Source organism: Metabacillus indicus, assembly GCF_046603695.1.
GTDB lineage: Bacteria > Bacillota > Bacilli > Bacillales > Bacillaceae > Bacillus_P > Bacillus_P indicus.
In genome coordinates this window covers 3,335,530-3,357,311 of sequence record NZ_CP176757.1, presented here as the reverse complement: position 1 = coordinate 3,357,311, position 21,782 = coordinate 3,335,530, and the positions used below count along the sequence as shown (strand labels likewise).

Annotated in this window: 22 protein-coding genes; 16 read left to right on the top strand and 6 right to left on the bottom strand. The window is 45.0% G+C overall.

All coding sequences use genetic code 11. The annotated features are described in order from the left end of the window. Positions 1-195: 195 nt before the first annotated feature. From ACK1LH_RS17220 to yugI, 3 genes are all read left to right on the top strand, one after another. Entirely contained in the window at positions 196-753 is a 558-nt protein-coding gene (locus ACK1LH_RS17220) for an RNA polymerase sigma factor (RefSeq protein WP_029566096.1), read from the top strand. Then, positions 746-2,386, top strand: a complete 1,641-nt coding sequence (locus ACK1LH_RS17215) for a hypothetical protein (RefSeq protein WP_411333731.1) — start codon at positions 746-748, stop codon at positions 2,384-2,386. The genes ACK1LH_RS17220 and ACK1LH_RS17215 overlap by 8 nt, the downstream gene beginning before the upstream one ends. Before the next feature lie 203 nt (positions 2,387-2,589). Beyond that, complete coding sequence (gene yugI / locus ACK1LH_RS17210) at positions 2,590-2,988, top strand: S1 domain-containing post-transcriptional regulator GSP13 (protein WP_029283986.1); 399 nt, start codon at positions 2,590-2,592, stop codon at positions 2,986-2,988. An 82-nt stretch (positions 2,989-3,070) separates the two neighbouring features. On the opposite strand, the gene ACK1LH_RS17205 is transcribed toward yugI, so the two are convergent. Continuing rightward, positions 3,071-3,304 carry a DUF378 domain-containing protein gene (locus ACK1LH_RS17205; protein ID WP_029283985.1) on the bottom strand — a complete coding sequence of 78 codons (234 nt, stop codon included), beginning with the start codon at positions 3,302-3,304 and terminating at the stop codon, positions 3,071-3,073. A gap of 158 nt (positions 3,305-3,462) precedes the next feature. Here ACK1LH_RS17205 and ACK1LH_RS17200 point away from each other — a divergent pair, with 158 nt between their 5' ends. The 3 genes from ACK1LH_RS17200 to ACK1LH_RS17190 all read left to right on the top strand — a co-directional run bounded on the left by ACK1LH_RS17200 (position 3,463) and on the right by ACK1LH_RS17190 (position 7,090). Further along, positions 3,463-4,626, top strand: coding sequence for an iron-containing alcohol dehydrogenase (locus ACK1LH_RS17200; RefSeq protein ID WP_411333729.1), 1,164 nt, complete (start codon positions 3,463-3,465; stop codon positions 4,624-4,626). Positions 4,627-4,769: 143 nt separating this feature from the next. Continuing rightward, a complete protein-coding gene (locus ACK1LH_RS17195) occupies positions 4,770-6,119 on the top strand; it encodes a glucose-6-phosphate isomerase (RefSeq protein WP_411333728.1) in 1,350 nt (449 codons plus the stop codon). A 566-nt stretch (positions 6,120-6,685) separates the two neighbouring features. After that, positions 6,686-7,090, top strand: coding sequence for a YugN-like family protein (locus ACK1LH_RS17190; protein WP_029283979.1), 405 nt, complete (start codon positions 6,686-6,688; stop codon positions 7,088-7,090). On the opposite strand, the gene ACK1LH_RS17185 is transcribed toward ACK1LH_RS17190, so the two are convergent. Then, positions 7,087-8,079, bottom strand: a complete 993-nt coding sequence (locus tag ACK1LH_RS17185; RefSeq protein WP_029283978.1) for a potassium channel family protein — start codon at positions 8,077-8,079, stop codon at positions 7,087-7,089. The genes ACK1LH_RS17190 and ACK1LH_RS17185 overlap by 4 nt on opposite strands. A 14-nt stretch (positions 8,080-8,093) precedes the next feature. After that, on the bottom strand, positions 8,094-8,336 hold the full coding sequence (locus ACK1LH_RS17180) for an atypical membrane-integrating protein (Mistic protein) (protein WP_411333725.1): 243 nt from the start codon (positions 8,334-8,336) through the stop codon (positions 8,094-8,096). Positions 8,337-8,474: 138 nt separating this feature from the next. Here ACK1LH_RS17180 and ACK1LH_RS17175 point away from each other — a divergent pair, with 138 nt between their 5' ends. The 6 genes from ACK1LH_RS17175 to ACK1LH_RS17150 all read left to right on the top strand — a co-directional run bounded on the left by ACK1LH_RS17175 (position 8,475) and on the right by ACK1LH_RS17150 (position 15,858). Then, positions 8,475-9,782, top strand: a complete 1,308-nt coding sequence (locus ACK1LH_RS17175; protein ID WP_411333724.1) for a glycosyltransferase family 2 protein — start codon at positions 8,475-8,477, stop codon at positions 9,780-9,782. 113 nt (positions 9,783-9,895) lie between these two features. After that, entirely contained in the window at positions 9,896-11,209 is a 1,314-nt protein-coding gene (locus ACK1LH_RS17170; RefSeq protein WP_411333722.1) for a hemolysin family protein, read from the top strand. Between the two features lie 107 nt (positions 11,210-11,316). Then, the gene (locus ACK1LH_RS17165) at positions 11,317-12,552 is read left to right on the top strand and encodes a dicarboxylate/amino acid:cation symporter (RefSeq protein ID WP_282034720.1); all 1,236 of its coding nucleotides are present in this window, start codon (positions 11,317-11,319) and stop codon (positions 12,550-12,552) included. Between the two features lie 245 nt (positions 12,553-12,797). Then, a complete protein-coding gene (locus tag ACK1LH_RS17160; protein WP_411333720.1) occupies positions 12,798-14,459 on the top strand; it encodes a glycoside hydrolase family 13 protein in 1,662 nt (553 codons plus the stop codon). 84 nt (positions 14,460-14,543) lie between these two features. Then, entirely contained in the window at positions 14,544-14,960 is a 417-nt protein-coding gene (locus ACK1LH_RS17155) for a secondary thiamine-phosphate synthase enzyme YjbQ (RefSeq protein WP_029283971.1), read from the top strand. Further along, positions 14,941-15,858, top strand: a complete 918-nt coding sequence (locus ACK1LH_RS17150) for an MBL fold metallo-hydrolase (protein WP_411333717.1) — start codon at positions 14,941-14,943, stop codon at positions 15,856-15,858. The genes ACK1LH_RS17155 and ACK1LH_RS17150 overlap by 20 nt, the downstream gene beginning before the upstream one ends. A 725-nt stretch (positions 15,859-16,583) precedes the next feature. Here the strand turns inward: ACK1LH_RS17150 and ACK1LH_RS17145 are convergent. Together ACK1LH_RS17145 and ACK1LH_RS17140 are read right to left on the bottom strand one after the other, a co-directional pair. Next, the gene (locus ACK1LH_RS17145) at positions 16,584-16,916 is read right to left on the bottom strand and encodes a DUF948 domain-containing protein (RefSeq protein WP_051865584.1); all 333 of its coding nucleotides are present in this window, start codon (positions 16,914-16,916) and stop codon (positions 16,584-16,586) included. 56 nt (positions 16,917-16,972) lie between these two features. Next, positions 16,973-17,377, bottom strand: coding sequence for an HIT family protein (locus ACK1LH_RS17140; protein WP_411333715.1), 405 nt, complete (start codon positions 17,375-17,377; stop codon positions 16,973-16,975). A 166-nt stretch (positions 17,378-17,543) separates the two neighbouring features. Between ACK1LH_RS17140 and ACK1LH_RS17135 the strand changes: the two genes are divergently transcribed. The 4 genes from ACK1LH_RS17135 to ACK1LH_RS17120 are packed head-to-tail and all read left to right on the top strand — an operon-like array spanning position 17,544 to position 20,823. Further along, positions 17,544-18,632: an NAD(P)H-dependent flavin oxidoreductase gene (locus tag ACK1LH_RS17135; RefSeq protein WP_411333713.1), complete on the top strand. Its 1,089-nt coding sequence runs from the start codon at positions 17,544-17,546 to the stop codon at positions 18,630-18,632. Next, positions 18,619-19,887, top strand: coding sequence for a kynureninase (kynU, locus tag ACK1LH_RS17130; protein WP_411333712.1), 1,269 nt, complete (start codon positions 18,619-18,621; stop codon positions 19,885-19,887). The genes ACK1LH_RS17135 and kynU overlap by 14 nt, the downstream gene beginning before the upstream one ends. Next, positions 19,884-20,513 carry an arylformamidase gene (kynB, locus tag ACK1LH_RS17125; protein WP_029283954.1) on the top strand — a complete coding sequence of 210 codons (630 nt, stop codon included), beginning with the start codon at positions 19,884-19,886 and terminating at the stop codon, positions 20,511-20,513. Before kynU ends, kynB begins: the two co-directional genes overlap by 4 nt. 49 nt (positions 20,514-20,562) lie before the next feature. After that, positions 20,563-20,823 carry a hypothetical protein gene (locus tag ACK1LH_RS17120; RefSeq protein WP_411333710.1) on the top strand — a complete coding sequence of 87 codons (261 nt, stop codon included), beginning with the start codon at positions 20,563-20,565 and terminating at the stop codon, positions 20,821-20,823. Between the two features lie 20 nt (positions 20,824-20,843). Here ACK1LH_RS17120 and ACK1LH_RS17115 read toward each other — a convergent pair whose 3' ends face one another. Continuing rightward, complete coding sequence (locus tag ACK1LH_RS17115) at positions 20,844-21,671, bottom strand: protein-glutamine gamma-glutamyltransferase (RefSeq protein ID WP_342825375.1); 828 nt, start codon at positions 21,669-21,671, stop codon at positions 20,844-20,846. Between the last annotated feature and the right edge of the window lie 111 nt (positions 21,672-21,782).

Here is a 21,782-nt window from a genome sequence, read left to right as displayed (position 1 = left end):
AAATGGACAAAACCTTAAAGGCCTTGTCCTAAAAACAAAAGGGGGGGAATACTAGAAAGCTTATACGCTGATAGTATTCCCCCCTTAAATTTGAGTTAAACCTGTTTTTTTGAAAAAATTTGCATCTTGCGTCCATCAGCGTGAAACAAACTGCATGCATCTCCCGTTTCACAGGTGTAAGAAGGAGGGCAGATTATGAACGAAGATGAATTAGTGCGGCGGGCAAAGAAGGGAAATATGAGTGCATTCCGGGAACTGGTTGAAAAATATACGCCTACAGTCGAGCGGTTTGCGTATCAGCTTGGAAACCGGCGTGATGATATAGATGACATTACCCAGGAAGTATTTATCCGGGTATACCGGTTTTTGGACCAATTTTCAAAGGCGAAATTTTCTACATGGCTTTATAAAATTACTCTCAATGTGACAAGAGATGCGGCCAGAAAACGCATGTCAAACATGCAGAAAGTATTCAAAATTCAAAATGAACCTGCGATGGATTATCCTGAGGTGGAATCGAGTGTTATTCAAAATGAAGAAGACAGGGCCCTTCACATGTGCCTTCAGAAACTGGATGAAAAATACCGGATTCCAATTGTTCTGTATTTTTTCCACGAAATGAAATATGAAGAAATTGCTGAAATTATGTCAATAACGCTTTCTACTGTTAAAACACGCATCCTCAGGGGGAAAACGATGCTGAAAAAACTAGTGGAGGAGCACGAAAAGAAAGAAGGTGAAACTCATGGATGATCAGCTTTTTGAGAAACGTCTATCGAATTTAAAGCAATCCTATGAAAAGCTTCCAGTGCAAACATCGGCTGATCATATAATGGACCGCATCAAGCTTGAAAAGCAGAAGAATAATCCTTTCTTCAAAGCCAAAACGCTGTATGCTGCAAGCTTTGCGGGTGTCGTGCTGATTGCGGGGCTGCTTGGTGCACAGCTGCTCCAGCAGAATAATGAGGGAAATGGCGGAACAGGTGAACAGCCTCCTGCTGTGCAGGTGCCGCCTTCTGCTGAAGAGATTGAAGCTAAACGAAGTGAACTGGACCTCCTGTTTAAGGAAAGACTTGCTGCTTTCAAGGAAGAGATTCAGATGCCTGACGCGGAACTTTATCCTTTTATCCAGGAAGCCGAAGATGCAGTCCGGGAATTTAAGAGCAGAAGTTCCTATCAGACCATTCAGGAGCTTGACAACTATTTTAAGACAGTCAAGCTGACAGTTGAACAAAACGTTTCCTCTCCAGCGGCCCAGCTCGCTGCCCTAAGAGCAAAGGCAGAAGAAGGAGAAGAGGTAAGGGATTCAGAAATCATCAGCCTTCTTGAAAAACAGAGGATGATGGAGGAGTATTTCTTTGAAAAGTGGCTGACTGTTTCAAGCACTCTTCAGTATACGGATGTAAATGCTTTCGCTGAACAATTGAACCAGGAAGGCTCCGACCATCCTGAAGCAGGGCCGGTTGTTGAAGAGATCAGAAACAGCGGCTATCGTTTTTATCATGAAGGGGAAGGCATGATCAATTTCCAGCCGGATTTAGAGCTCCTTGAAAACGAGCTTGACCCAAGCCCGCAAATGAAGAAGTATTTTGAAACGGAAAACCAGGCACAGGTTGCCATGGATGCGGCTCTCGCTGTCCCAATTTACGAACTGGCAGAGCGGACTGTTGCTCTTGAAGACTTTATTCTGCAGAACCCAAACTTTAAATACCGGGAAAAACTAAAAGAGCGCTACGAGTTCTGGCTCACCGTTCTGCTTAAAGGCCTCAACAATACTATGGCCGTGGATGAGCAGCTCAGACTGAAAGAGGAATGGAAATCCGCCTTCGAACAGCTCATGAAAGATTATCCGAATCGTGAGACGACTTCATCTGTATCGGCATACTATGAGTTTTTGAAAGCGCAGAATTTCACTTTTAAATCACAGGAGGAATACTGGCAGTATAAGGTGAACGTGCCCCAAAGTCTGAAGCCTGACGTATCTTTCTTCAGGGGAAGAGAGATTCAGCTATTGCCTGTATCAAGCAGCATCCTAACTGCCTATCAGGCATATACTGGCGGGGACAGCGCGGCATTGAACGAGCTGCAGCCGGCTGATGTGCTCCGCCTCTATCTGTACACAGCTGTTACCGGAGATGCAGATACGGCTTATGACCTTATTGCAAAAGACGAATCAGCTCCTTCAGAAGAAGAATTTAAAGCAGATTTAGAAGAGAAAGCCAAGCAGTACAGCGTTCTTTCTGCAAATACGGTTAAATTGAATGAAACCTACAGCGATGATGGCAGTACAGCCGTATTTGAACTGATTCTCAAGGACGGTTCATCCAGGGAGATGACGGTAAAGGTTAATGCTAGTGACTACACATCTAAAGTTGTTTATAACTGATGGAAAAACCGGGCGGGGTTCTGCCCGGTTTTTTATGGTTTTTTGGCGTTCTTAAGTAAACGACGATGTTGTTAAGATCATAAAAGACAACAGCTTATTACTTGACAGTAACTAAATTGTTATTGTAAAAACAGGCGTGATATGATATAGTTTTAAATTGCGTATATTAAACGAGAAAAATCAACTTATATAGGAGTGTTACCATGAGTACAAAATTCGAAACAGGTTCTGTTTACACAGGCAAAGTAACAGGAATCCAGCGCTACGGTGCGTTTGTTGCATTAGATGAGTCTACACAAGGACTAGTCCACATTTCTGAGATCGCACACGGTTTCGTTAAAGACATTAACGAACAGCTGAAAGTAGGAGACGAAGTACAAGTAAAAGTACTTTCTGTTGACGAAGCAGCAGGCAAAATCAGCCTTTCTATCCGTGCAACTCAAGAAGCTCCTGCACAAACAGAAGCTCCAAAGAAGCCTAAAAAGCGCCAGGCAACAGTTAAAGCTACTCCAGCTTACTCTAACGAAACTCCACAAGGTTTCAACACACTTAAAGAGAAGCTTGAAGAGTGGATTGAGCAATCAAAACAAACGAACAAATAAGTTTGTGAAAAGAATGCATCCGGCTGGATGGATTCTTTTTTTTGCATAAAAAAAGCACCGGAGCGAATCCGGTGCTTTTTCTTTAACGTGCTTCAGGTTTTGGTTCTGTTCTGCCGAGCTCAGCTGCCGGCTTGAAGAGGATGGCAAGGTTGATTAAACCTGCGATTCCGACAAGTCCATAAATAATTCTTGAAAGGGCAGCGCCCTGGCCGCCAAAAATAGCAGCCACTAAATCAAATTGAAAGAAGCCGATTAGCCCCCAGTTGATTGCTCCAATAATTGTAAGTACAAGTGCAATACGCTGTAATGCGCTCATGCTGATAACCTCCTTGGATGTAAGAATTCACTAATAGAATGCGGAAATGTCATGAAAATTATTCACGGCACAAAAAAAAGTTCCACAAGCGCATTTCTTGCAAAAAACATTCGAAACAGGTCATACTTATTTTATAAAACGTAAGGAGGCGATTGATTGTGGAAAACTTTACATACCATAATCCTACGAAATTAATTTTTGGCAAAGAGCAGCTTCAGCAGCTTCAGACAGAGGTGCCTAAATACGGCAAAAATGTTCTCCTTGTTTACGGAGGGGGCAGCATTAAACGAAACGGCCTCTACGATAAAGTACTTGCTGAGCTTGAGAAAACCGGGTCAAACGTCTTTGAACTTTCCGGTGTAGAACCGAATCCAAGACTTTCAACCGTTCACCGCGGTGTGAATATCTGTAAAAGTGAAAATATTGACTTCCTGCTTGCTGTAGGCGGCGGAAGTGTCATTGACTGCACAAAAGCGGTCGCTGCAGGAGCTAAATATGACGGAGATGCATGGGACATCGTAACCAAAAAGCACACTCCGTCAGAAGCTCTCCCGTTTGGAACCGTGCTGACGCTTGCTGCGACAGGTTCAGAAATGAACGCAGGTTCGGTTATTACGAACTGGGAAACACAGGAGAAATACGGCTGGGGAAGTCCGCTGACATTCCCGAAATTCTCCATTCTTGATCCTGTCAACACGTACACAGTTCCTCAGGATCAAACCGTGTACGGAATGGTCGACATGATGTCTCACGTATTTGAGCAATATTTCCATCATACAAAAAACACGCCGCTTCAGGACCGGTTCTGTGAATCGACTCTGAAAACAGTTATGGAAACAGCGCCAAAACTGATGAAGGACCTTGAAAATTATGAGCTTCGCGAAACGATCCTTTATTCAGGAACAATTGCTCTGAACGGATCCCTTCAGATGGGCTACCGCGGAGACTGGGCGACTCACAATATCGAGCATGCTGTCTCAGCTGTATATGATATCCCTCATGCCGGCGGCCTGGCCATCCTGTTCCCTAACTGGATGAGACATACGCTTGATGAGAACCTTGACCGTTTCAAACAGCTTGCTGTCCGCGTATTTGAAGTAGATACAGAAGGCAAATCAGACCGTGATGTCGCGCTTGAAGGAATCGACAAGCTCAGCGCGTTCTGGAGCAGCCTCGGTGCACCAAGCCGCCTCGCTGACTACGACATAACAGACGAGAAGCTTGATCTGATTGCAGATAAAGCAATGGCAAACGGAGAGTTCGGCAACTTTAAAAAGCTGAACAAAGAAGATGTTCTTGCCATCTTGAGAGCTTCACTTTAATGGCACCAGCACCCTGCATCTGCAGGGTGTTTTCATTTATTTTTAAATGATCGCGTTTTCATTTTTTGGTCCGCTTGATTTACAAACACAGTTTCGTTAAAGTGAAAGAGGATTAAAATTTTAGGAACGATGGAGGAACTGCAATGACACATGTTCGTTTTGATTACTCAAAAGCGCTGTCATTTTTTGGTGAGCATGAGCTTACATACCTGCGCGATTTCGTTAAAGTTGCGCATCACTCAATTCATGAGAAAACAGGAGCGGGAAGCGACTTCCTTGGCTGGGTTGACCTTCCTGAGGCATACGATAAAGAAGAATTTGCACGCATTCAAAAAAGTGCAGTAAAAATTAAATCTGATTCGGATGTTCTTTTAGTCGTTGGAATCGGCGGATCATATCTTGGCGCACGCGCTGCCCTTGAAATGCTGAACCATTCTTTCTACAATGCATTGTCTAAAGAACAGCGCAAAACGCCGCAAATTATCTTTGTCGGCAATAACATCAGCTCTACTTACATGAAAGACCTGATGGACCTGATTGAAGGACGCGACTTCTCAATCAACGTTATTTCGAAATCAGGCACAACAACTGAGCCAGCTCTTGCCTTCCGTATTTTCCGCAAGCTGCTTGAAGAAAAATACGGAAAAGAAGAAGCGAAAACACGCATCTATGCGACAACAGACAAAGCGCGCGGTGCTTTAAAAACACTTGCTTCAGAAGAAGGGTACGAGTCATTCATCATCCCAGATGATGTTGGCGGACGCTACTCTGTTCTTACTGCTGTCGGTCTGCTTCCAATTGCTGCTGCAGGAGCGGATATTGAAGAAATGATGAAAGGCGCAGCTGCTGCCATGAACGATTTCTCAACATCCGAGCTTGAAGAAAATGCTGCTTACCAGTATGCAGCCGTTCGCAACGCGCTTTATAACCGCGGCAAAACGATTGAAATGCTCATTAACTATGAGCCGGGCCTTCAATATTTCTCAGAGTGGTGGAAACAGCTGTTTGGCGAAAGTGAAGGAAAAGACCAAAAAGGCATTTTCCCTGCTTCAGCAAACTTCTCAACAGACCTGCATTCAATGGGCCAATACGTGCAGGAAGGACGCCGTGATCTGTTTGAAACCGTCCTTAACGTTGAAAAACCGCGTCACGAGATTACGATTGAATCAGAAGAAAACGACCTTGACGGCCTGAACTACCTTGCGGGCGAAACAGTTGACTTCGTCAACAAAAAAGCATTCCAAGGGACGATGCTTGCTCACACAGACGGAGGCGTTCCAAACCTGATTGTGAACCTTCCTGAAATGAACGAGTACACATTCGGATATCTTGTGTATTTCTTCGAAAAAGCCTGTGCGATGAGCGGATACCTGCTTGGCGTGAATCCATTCGATCAGCCGGGTGTTGAAGCTTACAAAGTAAACATGTTTGCTCTGCTTGGCAAACCAGGATTTGAAGAGGTTAAAGCTGAGCTTGAAAAGCGTTTGAAATAAGTGTAAATGGCAGTCCGGTGTAATTTAACCGGGCTGCTTTTTTTGCGGGAAAATAGAAGCAGGGCCTGTGAAGCCGTAAATTGATTTCGGTGGGTAAGCAAAGCGAAGAATCGTACCCAGCAAGAGCGAAAAACGGCATGGGCAGGGTAAGCAAAGCGAAGAATCGTACCCAGCAAGAGCGAAAAACGGCATGGGCAGGGTAAGCAAAGGGATGAATCGTACCCAGCAAGAGAGAAAAATGGCATGGGCAGGGTAAGCAAAGGGATGAATCGTACCCAGCAAGAGTGATAAACGGCATGGGCAGGGTAAACAAAGGGATGAATTGTACCCAGCAAGAGTGAAAAACGGCATGGGCAGGGTAAGGAAAGCGATAAATCGTACCCAGCAAGAGCGATAAATGGCATGGGCAGGGTAAGCAAAGCGTGGAATCATACCCTGCTAAAAGCGAATAACGGCATGGGAGGGTAAGCAAACCATCAGAAATATGTCATTCCCTCCGCTTCCCTTCCCTTCCTCATAAAAAACAGTTATCAGGAGAACCTACCTTAAAAAGGAGGTCGAATCTCATGATTGAAATTCCATCGAAACTGGAAGGGAAATCGTTCAAGCTGTATCATCTTGAAACACAATTAAAGCCGCTTGGGTATGCTATCGGCGGGGGCTGGGACTATGATCACGGTTCGTTTGATTATAAGATTGATGATGAGGTGGGCTATCAGTTTTTGCGTGTTCCGTTTACGGCAGCTGACGGCCAGCTGGATTCGCAGAATACGACTGTCACGCTCTCAAACCCTTACTTGCTTTCGCACAAATATCAGATAGGTCTTGATGACAATGTTCATATTGGAAATGTAAAGGCATCTTTTGACCAGTTTCAGGAGCCGCAGGACAAAGACGCCGATTTTCCGGAGAAATACATTGATACAGGCAGGGATTTGGTAAAAGAACTTGAGGATCTGCTGCTTGATTAATGAGTAATCATAATCAGAAGATCCTCTTCATTAAGAATTTGGGAGATCGGCGGATTCAGTTTCGTCTGATCTCCTTTTTTGATGCCAATAAGCAAGTTTTCTTTTTCAAGCAGACTGTGGCTGGCATCGTGAAAGGTTTTTCCGACTAGTTCAGGAGGTATCGGAATGATTTTAAAGTAGTTTCCGTTTGCGGGATTGAGTTCTGAATATACGCTCGACAGCCCGTATTTCGCCAGGTAGCTGTTCATCATCAAGTGGCTTGAAAGCTGATAGGACTTGATAATTTCATCTGCACCTGCTCTTTTGGCGTTATTCACATGCATCCCGGTAACAAGCTCGACAACCGTGTAAAGATCAGGGTTCATGCCTTTTAGTGCAAGCAGGATTAAGATCGACTGCATGTCAGCATCTGTTTCGCTTTTATACTGATCGGCCGTGATGATGGCAGCATCTGCTTTTTCGATGTTTGCTTTGATCAGTGTCCGGTCAATCGTTGGATTGCCTTTGATAAAATGCAGATTTTCAATTAAAGGTGACTCTTCGAGAGTGTCATCAATGAGAACGATGTTTTTATAGGGCTTGACCTTTTGGAAGGTTTCGATCAGCTCGTTTGATTTTTCATTCCACCCGACAATCACGACATGATTTCCATATTTGTAGGCCGTTTCTCCTTTTAGGTAAGAATGCTGCTTTTGAAAAGCTGCTGCCGACAATGTGGCAAAGTAGGTCGTGACAAATCCGGCACCAATAAGGATGAGCACGATGCCTACTGATCTTCCTGCAACCGTTTCTGGAACATAATCGCCGAATCCGACGGTGGACACGGTAACAAGCGCCCACCAGATTCCATCAAAAACAGTCGGAAAGACGTCCGGTTCTATTAGGGATATCACTTGTCCAAAGAGAAGGACAATCAGCATGACGATTAAAATAATGCGGACATAGAGGGGCCATCTCAGCCAGTCTACAAGCAGTTTATTTGATCTCAACGTTCACACCCGCCTTATTTTTTGTTTGGTAAAAAAGATAGAACCTCACGGATAATGGCATTTATTTTCTCCGAAACCGGTTCTGTTCCATAGGCTTCAATTGCTTTTTCAATAGCAGCAATCGTATCTTCTTTGAATTCGATCACCGGCTTTTCTTCTTCAGCATCATTGTAGAATTGAATGAATACATCAAGCCCCTCATTCATTTTGTCGATGGCTTCGCTAAGCGCGGTCTTTTCCTCATCAGACAGTTTCATCTCATCACTTCCTTGATTTCAAACATGCTTTTATGTAGTATGTGCAAGTTTCTCCCATTTTTTCTACTTGTTTCGTTTATGTATGCATAGTCAGGGATTGCGGAAGATAAAAGAAAACTCGAGTGAAAAGGTTGAGACATGGTGCTAAAGCGATACGTGAGCGTGAAAAAGAAATTTTGGATCAGCCAGACCGCGGCTTTGTTGTGGATGCTCTTCTCTGTCTTCCTTTCTCTTCCTTGGCTAAGGGAGCTTGCTGAGCTGACCTCGCTGCCGCTTGCCATCTTCATTATTGGCGGCATTGCCTACATACCGGGGTTTTTGAATGCCTTTTTGATCACCAGCCTGCTGATTGACAGGCAGCCCCCATATAAAATCAGCAGTCCTGCAATTCCGGTCACCATTTTGATTGCAGCAAAGAATGAAGAGAAGAATATCGGGACGACAATCAGGTATTTGGCCGATCAGGATTACAAGGGCAGTCTTGAAGTGATTGTAGTGGATAACGGATCCGAGGACTCAACTCCGTCAGTTGCCCTGGAAGCCGGGACTGCCTATGGCATTCCTGTGCGTCTCCTCCATGAAGAAAATCCGGGGAAATATCATGCGCTGAACAAAGGCATTAATGAAACGATGACCGATTTCGTTCTTACTCTTGATGCAGATACGCTTCTGCACAAAAGTGCTGTCAGGCGCATTGTTTCAAGGATGATCAGTTCCCCTGAGGATGTCTGTGCTGTTGCAGGTACCATTCTCGTCAGAAACAGCCGGGAAAATCTTCTGACAAAAATGCAGGAGTGGGACTACTTCCTCGGCATTGCAGCGATCAAAAGGCTTCAAGGTTTATATCAGGGAACGCTCGTAGCACAGGGGGCATTCAGTTTGTACAAAACGTCTGCTGTAAGGGAAACTGGCGGATGGCCGGAAGCAATCGGGGAGGACATTGTTCTGACCTGGAGATTTCTCCATCACGGGTACAGAGTGTACTTTGAGCCTTTGTCTGTTGCGTTTACAGAAGTTCCGGTTTCCTTCCGGCACTTTGCCAGGCAGCGGTCAAGGTGGGCGCGGGGGATGATTGAAGCGCTGAAGGAAATGAAGCCGTGGCATCAGCCGGCCATTTTCGCGAAATTCCTGACGGGCATTAATTTCATCATGCCGTATCTTGATTTTACGTATACTGTTTTCTGGATTCCGGGCCTGATTCTCGCTTTTTTCGGTCATTACTGGATTGTCGGGCCGATGACCCTTTTTGTTCTGCCCCTTACACTGATCAGCTATTTGAGCATCTATTCCTATCAGAAAAAAGTGTTCAGAGAACTTGATTTAAAAGTGAGAAAAAATATCTCAGGCTTCTTTTTCTTCGTTTTAAGCTATCAGCTGATCATGGCTCCTGTTTCCGTCTGGGGATACATTCAGGAGGTTTTCAGGCTGAAAAGAACCTGGAAATAAATAAAATGCTAAAGTAACGCGAAAAAGCAAAGAATAGAAGCAAATAAAACGGAATCCGGGTTTCACCTTATGAAAGGAGGTGACCCTTGTCCTTTGAAGGATGAGGGAACTCTTTGATTGCTACAAATCTAATTCTAGTCGCCCTTTTAATTGCAGCTACAGGCTTTTTTGTCGCTGCAGAGTTTGCCATTGTAAAGGTAAGAAGCTCAAGAATTGATCAGCTCGTAGGAGAAGGAAATAAAAAAGCGATTGCTGCCAAAAAAGTAACGGGAAGTCTTGATGAATATCTTTCAGCCTGCCAGCTTGGCATTACGATCACAGCTCTCGGTCTCGGGTGGCTCGGGGAGCCGACCATAGAGCGCCTCCTTCATCCATTATTTGATTCATGGGGAGTCAATCCGTCGCTGTCAGGAATTCTATCGTTCGTCCTCGCTTTTGTGGCGATCACGTATCTTCACGTGGTCATTGGGGAGCTTGCCCCAAAGACCCTGGCCATTCAGAAAGCGGAATGGGTCACCATGAATCTTTCGAGGCCGCTTATTCTTTTTTATAAAATCATGTATCCCTTTATCAAAACGCTGAATGGATCTGCCCAGACGATTGTTAGAATGTTTGGCCTTCATCCGGCTTCTGAACACGAGATGGCCCACACGGAGGAAGAGCTCCGCATCATCTTGTCAGAAAGCTTGAAAAGCGGGGAGATCAATCAGTCCGAGTATAAGTATGTGAACAAAATATTTGAATTTGATAACCGGATTGCAAAAGAAATCATGGTCCCGAGAACAGAAATGGTTACTGTTGCACTGGAAGATTCATTTGAGGAAAACCTTGAAATTATGAGAAGCGAAAGATACACCAGGTATCCGCTTGAACACGAAGACAAAGACAACATCGTCGGTCTTGTGAACATTAAGGAAGTGCTTGATGCCCTTTACATGTCAAAAGACGGCGTGCTTCTTAAAAATTACATCCGGCCGGTGATCAAAGTGATTGAAACCATTCCGATTCAGGATCTGCTCCTGAGAATGCAAAAGGACCGGATTCACATGGCCATCCTTGTCGATGAATACGGCGGAACAGCCGGTCTTGTGACAGTGGAGGATATTCTTGAAGAAATTGTAGGCGAGATCCGCGATGAATTCGACATCGATGAACTCCCAAATGTGCGGAAGAAAAGCGAGACGCACTACATTTTTGACGGAAAAGCGCTTATTGAGGAAGTAAATGATCTTCTTCAGACAAACATTGATTCCGAAGATGTGGATACAATCGGGGGATGGATCCTCACCGAAATGATTGATGTTCAAAAAGGCGATAAAATCTCCGCAGACGGCTATGAATTTACCGTTACGGATATGGAAGGCCACCACATCATAACCCTTGAAGCCAAAAAGAAAATGAAAGCAGCCGCAGGCGATCCTGAGTGATTGCCTGTTTTTTGTGCTGATGAAAATTCCAATAAACCTTTCTTGAAAAAAGTCCATTCCTCTGATAGCATTAGTTGGTTCTTATTGATATGAAAGAGGGATTTTAAATGAAAGCTTACCGTTTTCCGCTTATTCTGCTTTCATCAGTTGTGATTGGCGGCATAATCGGACTGATGTTTGGAGAAAAAGCTGTGTTCTTAAAGCCGTTCGGCGATTTGTTTTTAAATGCCATGTTTACGGTTGTTGTACCGCTTGTGTTTTTCACGATTGCTTCATCCATTGCGAATATGGGAGGAACAAAGCGTTTAGGAAAGATTATGGGCAGCATGCTGGCTGTGTTCCTGTTTACAGGATTGATTGCAGCCATATATATGACGGCTGTCGTTAAAATCGTTCCTCCAGCACAGGGTGTGACGCTTCAGCTTGAAAAGCCTGAGGCGATGGAGGATGTAACACTTGCTGATCAGATCGTCAGCACGTTTACGGTTCCTGATTTTGTCGAACTGTTCTCAAGAAACAACATGCTTGCGATGATTGTTTTCTCCGTACTGGTCGGGCTGTCTGTTTCCATGATCGGGGAAAAAGGAAAGCCGTTTGCAAGCTTTCTCGCGTCCGGTTCTGAAGTGCTGATGAAACTTGTTTCCATCATTATGTACTATGCACCGATCGGGCTTGGCGCCTACTTTGCAACTCTTGTTGGTGAATACGGGCCAATGCTTCTTGGCACCTATTTCAGAGCAGGTGTGATGTATTATGCAGCAGCCTTTATTTACTTTATCATTGCGTTTACGGTTTACGCATTTATCGCCGGCAAGAAACAGGGAGTGAACGTTTTCTGGAAAAACATGCTGTCTCCGACGATTACTTCTCTTGCAACATGCAGCAGTGCAGCATCCATCCCGGTTAACCTTGAGGCGACGAAAAAGATGGGTGTCAGCGCAGATATCAGAGAAACGACCGTGCCTCTGGGAGCCGCTCTTCATAAAGATGGTTCCGTTCTTGGCGGCGTCCTGAAAATTGTATTCTTATTTGGTATTTTTGACATGAGCTTTTCAGGATTTGGTACCATTACAAGCGTGATCTTAGTAGCCATCCTTGTCGGAACGGTCATGGGAGCCATCCCGAGCGGGGGAATGATCGGCGAAATGCTTATTCTTACGCTTTACGGTTTCCCGCCTGAAGCACTGCCGATTATTGCGGCCATCTCAACAATCATCGATCCTCCTGCAACCATGCTCAATGCTACAGGCGATAACGTCAGCAGCATGATGGTTTCCCGCATGGTTGAGGGCAAGAACTGGCTTAAAAAGAAAACAGCTGAAGTCAGCTCTAAAATAGCATAAGTAATGGAGAAAGTTATCCGGTGCGGATAGCTTTTTCTTGTTTTAAGGATCTGTCTGTCAATAAAGGATGGACGGGGCCACTTTTTAAAGGAATTCAAAGGAAATTGTTCAATCTTTAACACAATTAGAGTATAATACTTTTTAGTAATGAAAACTTAGCATAAATGTAAGCGAATACTTTTTATTTGGAACACATACCCGTTCGTCTTACTGGACGTTAAGGTTGAAATAAAGGAGTGCTGTATATGAAAAAAATGTGGTGGAAAGAAGCAGTTGCCTACCAGATCTACCCAAGAAGCTTTATGGATTCGAATGGGGACGGAATCGGTGATATCCGCGGAATTATTTCTAAACTGGATTATTTGAAGGATTTTGGAATCGATGTCATCTGGATTTGTCCGATTTTCTCTTCCCCAAATGCAGATAATGGATATGATATCAGTGATTATCAGGACATCATGGCTGATTTCGGAACAATGGAAGACTTTGACGAGCTTTTAGCAGAAGTCCATAAAAGAGACATGAAGCTGATTTTGGATCTTGTTGTCAATCATACAAGTGATGAGCATCCATGGTTCATTGAATCACGCGAGTCAAAAGACAATGAAAAGCGCGACTGGTACATCTGGCGCGACGGCAAAAACGGCAAAGAGCCAAACAACTGGGAAAGTATTTTCAGCGGTTCTGCCTGGGAATATGATGAAAAAACAGATCAGTACTACATGCACGTTTTCGCAACAAAGCAGCCTGATTTAAACTGGAAAAACCAGGACATGAGACAAGCTGTTTACGAAATGATCAACTGGTGGCTTGATAAAGGAATCGACGGCTTCCGAGTAGATGCGATTTCCCACATCAACAAAAAAGAAGGATTCCCTGATCTTCCAAATCCAAACGGTCTTGATTACGTTTCATCCTTTGATTACCACATGAACGTAGAGGGCATTATGGAGCATTTGAGCGAGCTGAAAGCGCAAACGTTTGCACGTTACGACATCATGACAGTCGGAGAAGCGAACGGGGTTAAGCTTGAACAGGCAGAGGACTGGGTCGGAGATACGAACGGAATCTTCAACATGATCTTCCAGTTTGAGCACCTTGGCCTTTGGGACAATGGACTTGAAGGATCGGTTGATCTTGTCAAACTGAAAGAAACTCTTACAAAGTGGCAGAAGGGTCTTGATGGCAATGGCTGGAATGCTCTTTTCCTTGAAAATCATGACCAGCCGCGTTCTGTTTCAACATGGGGCGATGACAAAGACTATCTTGTAGAAAGTGCAAAAGCACTTGGCGCTATGTACTTCATGATGCAGGGTACACCGTTCATTTACCAGGGACAGGAGCTCGGCATGAAAAACGTTCATCTTCCGTCCATCGATGATTACGACGATGTTGCCATGAAAAACCTTTACCGCATTGAAACGGCAAAAGGACGCTCACACGAAGAAATCATGGAAATCATCTGGCATAAAGGCCGTGATAATTCACGTACGCCAATGCAATGGAATGACGAGAAAAACGGCGGTTTCTCAACAGGAACTCCTTGGTTCGGCGCTAATGAAAACTACAAGGAAACAAACGTTGAAAAGCAGCTGAAAGATGAGAACTCTGTCTACCATTTCTACAAAAGAATGATTGACCTGCGAAAAGAAAACGATGTCCTTGTTTACGGGACATATGACTTAATCCTTCCAAAGGATAAACAAATTTACGCTTATACACGTACGTTTGAAGGCAAAACAGCCCTTGTCATTTCGAACATAAGCAACAAAAATGCATTCTATCAGTACAGCAAGCTTCCGCTTTCAAGCGAAAGCCTGGTGCTGCAAAACTACGAAACAGAAGGCCACAAACATGTGACTTCCTTTACAATGAAACCTTTTGAAACACGAGTATACTTGTTCTAAACATGCAATCCCCGAGACAGCCTGTGCCGTTTCGGGGTTTTTGCATGCTGATAATGGTACAATTTAAAAAAGGAGGCTGATAGAATGCTGAAAAAATTCACGATTAGGACATCAGCACGCGATGAGATGCTCGACACAACAGCCCTGATCGAAGATTTTGTGAATGAAACCGGCACAGTAGAAGGCACAGCCTTAATCTATTGTCCGCACACCACTGCAGGAATCACAATCAATGAAAATGCGGATCCTGACGTGAAAACAGACATGATCAGACGCTTTGATGAAGTCTATCCATGGTTTGACGATAAGGACAGGCATGCCGAAGGGAATACTGCTGCGCATATGAAAGCAAGCACAGTCGGCTCCTCGCAGCATGTCATTATCACTGGAGGGCACCTCCTGCTTGGAACATGGCAGGGAGTCTATTTCTGTGAATTTGACGGGCCGAGAACCCGGACATTTTATGTAAAGGTGCAGGCAGATGGGCAAGAAATATCATAACTTGGACGGGGTTGAAAACACCAAAAGCTTTTCGGATTTCAGAAAATGGATGAAAGAGCGAAAAGCGAAAAAGAAGGATTTGTCGGTCTCCATTGAAAGGCTGGATAATCCTCAGACGGAAGAAGTGTCGGCTAATCGTTCAAAAACCAGTGTGACCTGGATCGGCCATTCTACATTCCTGATTCAGACAGGCGGCATCAATATCCTTACTGACCCGGTCTGGGCAGAGCGGATGGGCATGCAGAGGAGATTGACGAAACCGGGCATGCCAATCCGGGCACTTCCGGAAATTGACGCTGTCCTGATCTCTCACGGACATTATGATCACCTGGATTTTGCATCAATCAGAAAGCTCAAGGGAGACCCGGTTTTTTACGTGCCCGAAGGCCTCGGTGCTTCCTTCAGAAGAAGAGGGTATAAGAACGTGAAAGAAGCTGCATGGTGGGATGTGTTTGATAAAGAGGACGTCAGATTTACATTCGTTCCTGCCCAGCACTGGACGCGCAGAACCCTGTGGGATACGAATACTTCCCACTGGGGAGGTTGGGTCATTGAACACAAAGGCCACTCCATTTATTTTGCCGGTGACTCCGGATACTTCCGCGGCTTTAAAGAAATCGGTGAAAAAATGTCTGTCGATGCCGTCCTGATGCCCATCGGAGCTTATGAGCCTGAGTGGTTTATGAAGGTATCGCACATCAATCCAGAGGATGCAGTCACGGCGTACCTTGATCTGAACGCGAAAGGGCCATTTGTTCCCATGCATTACGGTGCATTCAGGCTGGCCGACGATACAGGACCTGAAGCTTTGGAGAGGCTGCTTGCAGAATGGGAAAAGCGTGCACTTGACCCGGAAAAGCTAAACGTAATGAAAATTGGTGAAACATGGTGGGTATGAGCATTGATGAGATTCAGTGCTCTTTTTGTTGTGGAAAAATAAAACCATCATCGGGGAAGGACCCTGAGGTTGTTGGCAGAAAACAGCAGGACAAGAACCATCAACCGGAAAGATTTCGAGTTTGATGGAATTAATAAGTCTAATAAGAACCATCAACAGGAGAAATCTTGTGCTTGATGGCACTTAACAGCGTGATAAGAACCACCAACAGAGAAGATTTTGTGCTTGATGGTACTTAAGAGCTTGATAAGAACCACCAACAGAGAAGATCTAGTGCTTGATGGCACTTAACAGCGTGATAAGAACCACCAACAGAGAAGATCTTGTGCTTGATGGTACTTAAGAGCTTGATAAGAACCACCAACAGAAAAAATCTCGTGCTTGATGGCACTTAACAGCGTGATAAGAACCACCAACAGAAAAAATCTCGTGCTTGATGGCACTCAACAGCTTGATAAGAACCATCAACAGAGAAGATCTTGTGCTTGATGGTACTTAAGAGCTTGATAAGAACCACCAACAGAAAAAATCTCGTGCTTGATGGCACTTAACAGCGTGATAAGAACCACCAACAGAAAAAAACTCGTGATTGATGGCACTCAACAGCGTGATAAGAACCATCAACAGAAGCATGGTAGAACTAAAACTTAGTACCTGGTTTAATATCATCTCCGACAGCTCCTCCACCACACAAAAAAACAGACCACCAAAGTGATCTGCACCTCTCAGCCCCGAACTCTGTGTGCGGCGCGTTCTTCTTTTTTAGATGGTATAAACTCTTTAAAGCTTTTCAAAGTTTCCGGTGTTTCTTTCGCAATTTCGATTGTTTCCTGAACGGTTTTCTTTTTGTACTCTACGTCAGACATGATTTTTTCCTGGGTGGCGGAGAGTCTGGTTGTTTCATTTTGAATGCTTTCGGTTTGTTTTTGGAGGCGGTTTGCCGTTTCCTGAAGGTCCTGCAGCACAGGCTGTGATTTTTTGAAGGTGCGGATGGATGAGACACCTAGATAGATAAGGGCAAGGACAACAAGCGCAATGCTTATGTATACAATGATCATCGGTAACACTCCTTTGTCAGCGGTCTTTCTCTTTTTTTACCCAAGTTCGGTCCATTTTAATCTTCGTCAGAGAGGGAAGGCCGCAGATTCTCTTTGCCCTTCAGCCAGGATCTGATGCCTTTTCCGGCATACGGTTCGTCTTTGAAGCGGGGGATGATATGAAGGTGAGTGTGAAAAATATGCTGCCCTCCGGCCTCGTTTGTATTCCAGCCGATTGTATAGCCATCAGGCTCGTGTTCTTGATCAAGCAGCTTTTTCACTTCCTGAAGCAGACTGTATGTTGCATTCCATTCATCCTGCGTTAAATCAAACATAGTAGGGCGGTGCTCTCTTGGGACAATCAGGCCTGATCCAATAAGGATGTTTTGGGGCATCTGAAGAAAGAGACAATGGTCGTTGGACAGGACAATTTTCTGATCTTCTATCATTTGAGGATTGCAAAGGGGACACAGCTCATCCAACTTCAACAGCTCCTATCTTTGAGTGTCTATTTTTTACCATTTTAGCACAACCGGGTAAAAGGAGAACGGATTTTGCTCCGGATCATTCCTCCTGAATCCGGCAGGGAACGGCTGCATGCTTGTAGAAGAAGGTAGGCAGTTCACTTCTGGATGAGGAGGAGTATGTGTGGGATGGAATGAAACAGCTGTAAGCCGCAAGCTTTGCATCACCTATCCGGTTATTCAGGCACCGATGGCGGGAGGAATTACTTCACCCGAACTGGCGGCTGCTGTCAGCGGCTTCGGGGCGATGGGGTCTGTCGGAGCAGGTTATTTAACGGCGGAACAGCTTAAGGAGCAGGTTGTGAAAATAAAGGGTTTGACAAGGAAACCGTTCAGCGTCAATCTTTTTGTGCCTGAAAAAGAGGTCTATGCCAGTGAGGCAGAGATAAAAAGGATGACGGATCGATTTAAGCAATGGGGACTTCCTGTGGAGGACCTTTCTTATTCAGATGAAGAAAACTGCCATAATTACGAACAGCAGCTTGAAGTCATTCTCCAGCAGGGGGTGCCTGTCTGTTCATTTACATTCGGGCTGCCTTCAAAAGAAGCTGCAGCAGAACTGAAAAAATCAGGCAGGACCGTAATTGGCACGGCGACATCCGTAGACGAGGCGCTTATGTTTGAAGAACTTGGAGCAGATTTGATTGTCATGCAGGGCAGTGAAGCAGGAGGACACCGCGGAACCTTCCATCACTCTCAGGATGCAGGGGTCGGAACCATGTCACTTATTCCTCAGGCAGCAGATGCGCTTCGGGTGCCGGTGATTGCTGCCGGCGGCATAGCGGATGGAAGAGGAATGGCAGCGGCATTTATGCTCGGTGCAGAGGGAGTGCAGATGGGGAGCGCGTTTATTCCATGTACTGAAAGCGGTGCAGCGGAAGCTTATAAAGACAAAATAATCTCAAGCACAGAAGATCAGACGGTACTGACGAAAGCATTCTCAGGAAAATATGCGCGGGGAATTACAAATGATTTTATCCGGAAAATGGAGCCGTATGAATCAGATGTCCTCCCTTATCCTATGCAAAACAATCTGACGAAGCGGCTTAGGAGCGAGGCTGCTGAAGCGGGAAACACTGAAAATATGTCTGTCTGGGCTGGCCAGGGTCTAAGGATGATTCATGAAAAAGTGCCGGCAGACGTTTTTTTAAATCAGTTAATCAGTCAAACTGAAATCAGGATGAAGGAGGCTTCCCGCTATGGATCCAGATAAAGCGGCAGCACTTGATAAGCAGGATGAACTTGCCTGCTACAGACAGGAGTTTTATTTAAAAGAAGGCATTATCTATATGGATGGCAATTCTCTTGGCCTCCCTTCAAAGCGGACTGAAGCTGCGTTGCTTGAAATGCTTGAGGCCTGGAAGGAGCACGGAATTGACGGCTGGACGAAAGGCGATAAACCTTGGTACTACCTGTCTGAAACACTTGGCGGGCAATCGGCTTTTTTAGTGGGGGCAAAGCCGCATGAGGTCATTGTGACAGGTTCTACTACGGTAAATCTCCATCAGCTTGCAGCCAGTTTTTTTAAGCCGGAAGGAAAAAGGACAAAGATTCTTGCGGATGAATTAAATTTTCCTTCTGACATATACGCTCTTCAAAGTCAGCTGTCTCTGAAAGGATTAGATCCTGATACACACTTAGTCAAGGTGAAAAGCAAAGACGGTCAGACGCTTGATGAAGACGATATTATTGCCTGCATGACAGAAGATGTGGCGATGGCTGTTCTGCCGACTGTTCTGTACAGAAGCGGCCAGCTGCTTGATATTGAAAGGCTTACGAAAGCCGCTCACGAACGGGGGATTATCATCGGCTTTGACGGCTGCCATTCAGTGGGGGCAATTCCTCATGAGATGCACAAATGGGGGACAGATTTTGCTTACTGGTGCAACTATAAATATGTCAATGGAGGACCGGGTGCGGCGGCAGGACTGTTTGTCCATGAAAAGCATCTTGGCAAAAAGAGACCGGGGCTTGGCGGCTGGTTTGGCTCAAATAAAGAGCAGCAGTTTGATATGGAGCATACTTTTACGCCGGCAGACACTGCAGGAGCCTATCAGATTGGAACTCCGCATATTTTCAGTTCGGCGCCCTTATCTGCTTCTCTTGAAATGTTCAGGGAAGCAACGATGGCTGCCATCCGCAGGAAATCGCTGAGTATGACCAGGGTGATGATGGATTTAATCGAAGAAGAGCTTTCAGGTTTTTCTTTTGAGATTGTGAACCCGAAAGAAGATGCACGTCGCGGAGGTCATGTTGCTCTCATGCATCCTGAGGCTGCAAGAATCTGCAAAGCGCTGAAAAAGGATGGAGTGATTCCGGACTACAGGTCTCCTAATATTATCAGGCTGGCCCCTTCACCCTTTTACACTTCTTATGGAGAGATTTGGAAGACCGTGCAGTTTCTAAAAACGATAATGAGGGAAAAACGATATGAGCAGTTTGAAAATATTCGGGAGGTGATTGCATGAAAATTATTGATATTTCAAGGCCGCTGCAAAACAGCACGCCTGTCTGGCCGGGGGATACTCCATTTGATTTTGAACTGATGTGGACGAAAGAAGCGAGCGGGTCCGTTAATGTCGGAAAGGTGGAGATGAGCACCCATACAGGAACTCATGTAGATGCCCCCTATCATTTTGACTCGGAAGGGAAGAGGATCCATGAACTTGATCTCTCCATTTACTGCGGCACAGCAAAAGTCATTCACATTCGAGGCCAGGAGGTCATTACTGCTCACATTCTGAAGAAAATGGATCTTGCGGGAACAGAACGTCTGCTCATCCGGACTGATTCCTGGGAGGATTCAAACAGGTTTCCCGAAGAGTTCACTTATTTTCACCCCGATGCTGCAGAGTACCTTGGAAGTCTTGGCATTAAGCTGATCGGAGTGGATGTCCCATCGGTCGATTTTATGAAAAGCAAAGAATTGCCTGCCCATCACTCGTTTTTTCAGCAGTCCATCTTTATTTTAGAGGGGCTGGACCTAACTTCGGCTGAAGAAGGAAGCTATGAGCTGATTGCTCTGCCGCTGAAACTTACGGACGGTGACGGAAGTCCGGTCAGAGCGATCCTAAGAAGCGGGTCAGCCGATTAAAGCTTTCTTTTTCAAATCAGAACATGTATTCTTATAACAGGTGATGAAAATGAAGATTATTCATTATTCGTACAAGAAAAGGGGAAGAATTGAATTCTGGTTCGATCAATGGCCGAATTCCCCTGTTGTGTTCACCCCCATTAAAGACTATTACTTCATTAGAGTTGTAAAGTGGAATCAGCTCGATCCGCTCGTGACAAGAATTGACCTTGGCGAAATGGAGCTGATGGTAAATAAATATCTTGGGCGTGAACAGCACTACTTGCAGCGCAAATATTTTCATAATGATCAGCTGAAGCTGCCGAAATAATGGCGGCTTTTTTTTTGGCATTACGCTCTTAAATAAAATACGTCCCCAAGTCTCGTTGCCGTAATGGTTCCATCTGCAAGCGGATAGGCGCCTGTTTCCTCTCTGTCACTCCGTTTATACGGATACAAGTATCTGTAATCAAGCCGCGTTACCTGGGAAAGAAGGTAGGCTGATCTCGTAGCTCCCTGTTTTCTGTATTTGTTGAGGGAGGTTATGATGCCCTCAGAATCTTTAATGCCGATGCCGTGTCCGTAGTAAAGATCATAGCCGAGGTCGATTGTATTCTCACCTCGCCACTGCGGCTTTTCAGGATCAAAATCAGGATTTTTAAAGTACAGGCAATCACCTGGAAGATAATCATTTCCTCTTCTCGTAAAAACTCCAAGGTCGTCATCATAGTGCCAGTCGTATAGAATCATCCCGTCGAACAGGCGGTTGAAATAGGGCTCTTCAATCATTTCCAGCACGGCTCTGTAAAAAACGGCTACCATGGCAGTCGCACATTCAAATGCATACATGGTCCCATTATTGTAGACGTCCATCAAGGCGGCTGAAGGAGGAACGCCGGGTTTGATGACTATGGCTCCCTGGCTCGTCAGGTCCCAAAAAGCCGGATTGCATTTGGAATACTCGAACGTCGTAAACTTGACCCCGCTCTGATAGAGGGCAGAGGATGCTTTTACAATTTCGGTCCGCAGATCCATTTCGAATTTGAACTGGCTGAAATGCTCATATGAATAAACCTCTTCATACTTTACCATCAGATCAAGAATCTCTTTCTGCTCGGCGGTTAATACACTCGTATTTAGGATATTGTCATTTTGATAGGCGTTTTTAATTTTTATCACGTCAGACACGCGCCTCCTTTTAAAGCTGCTCTCATAAATTATGAGATTGCGGGCTGAAGCGGAACCATTCAGGCATAATTCCTTAAAAGCGGACATAACCTTTGAGTGTTG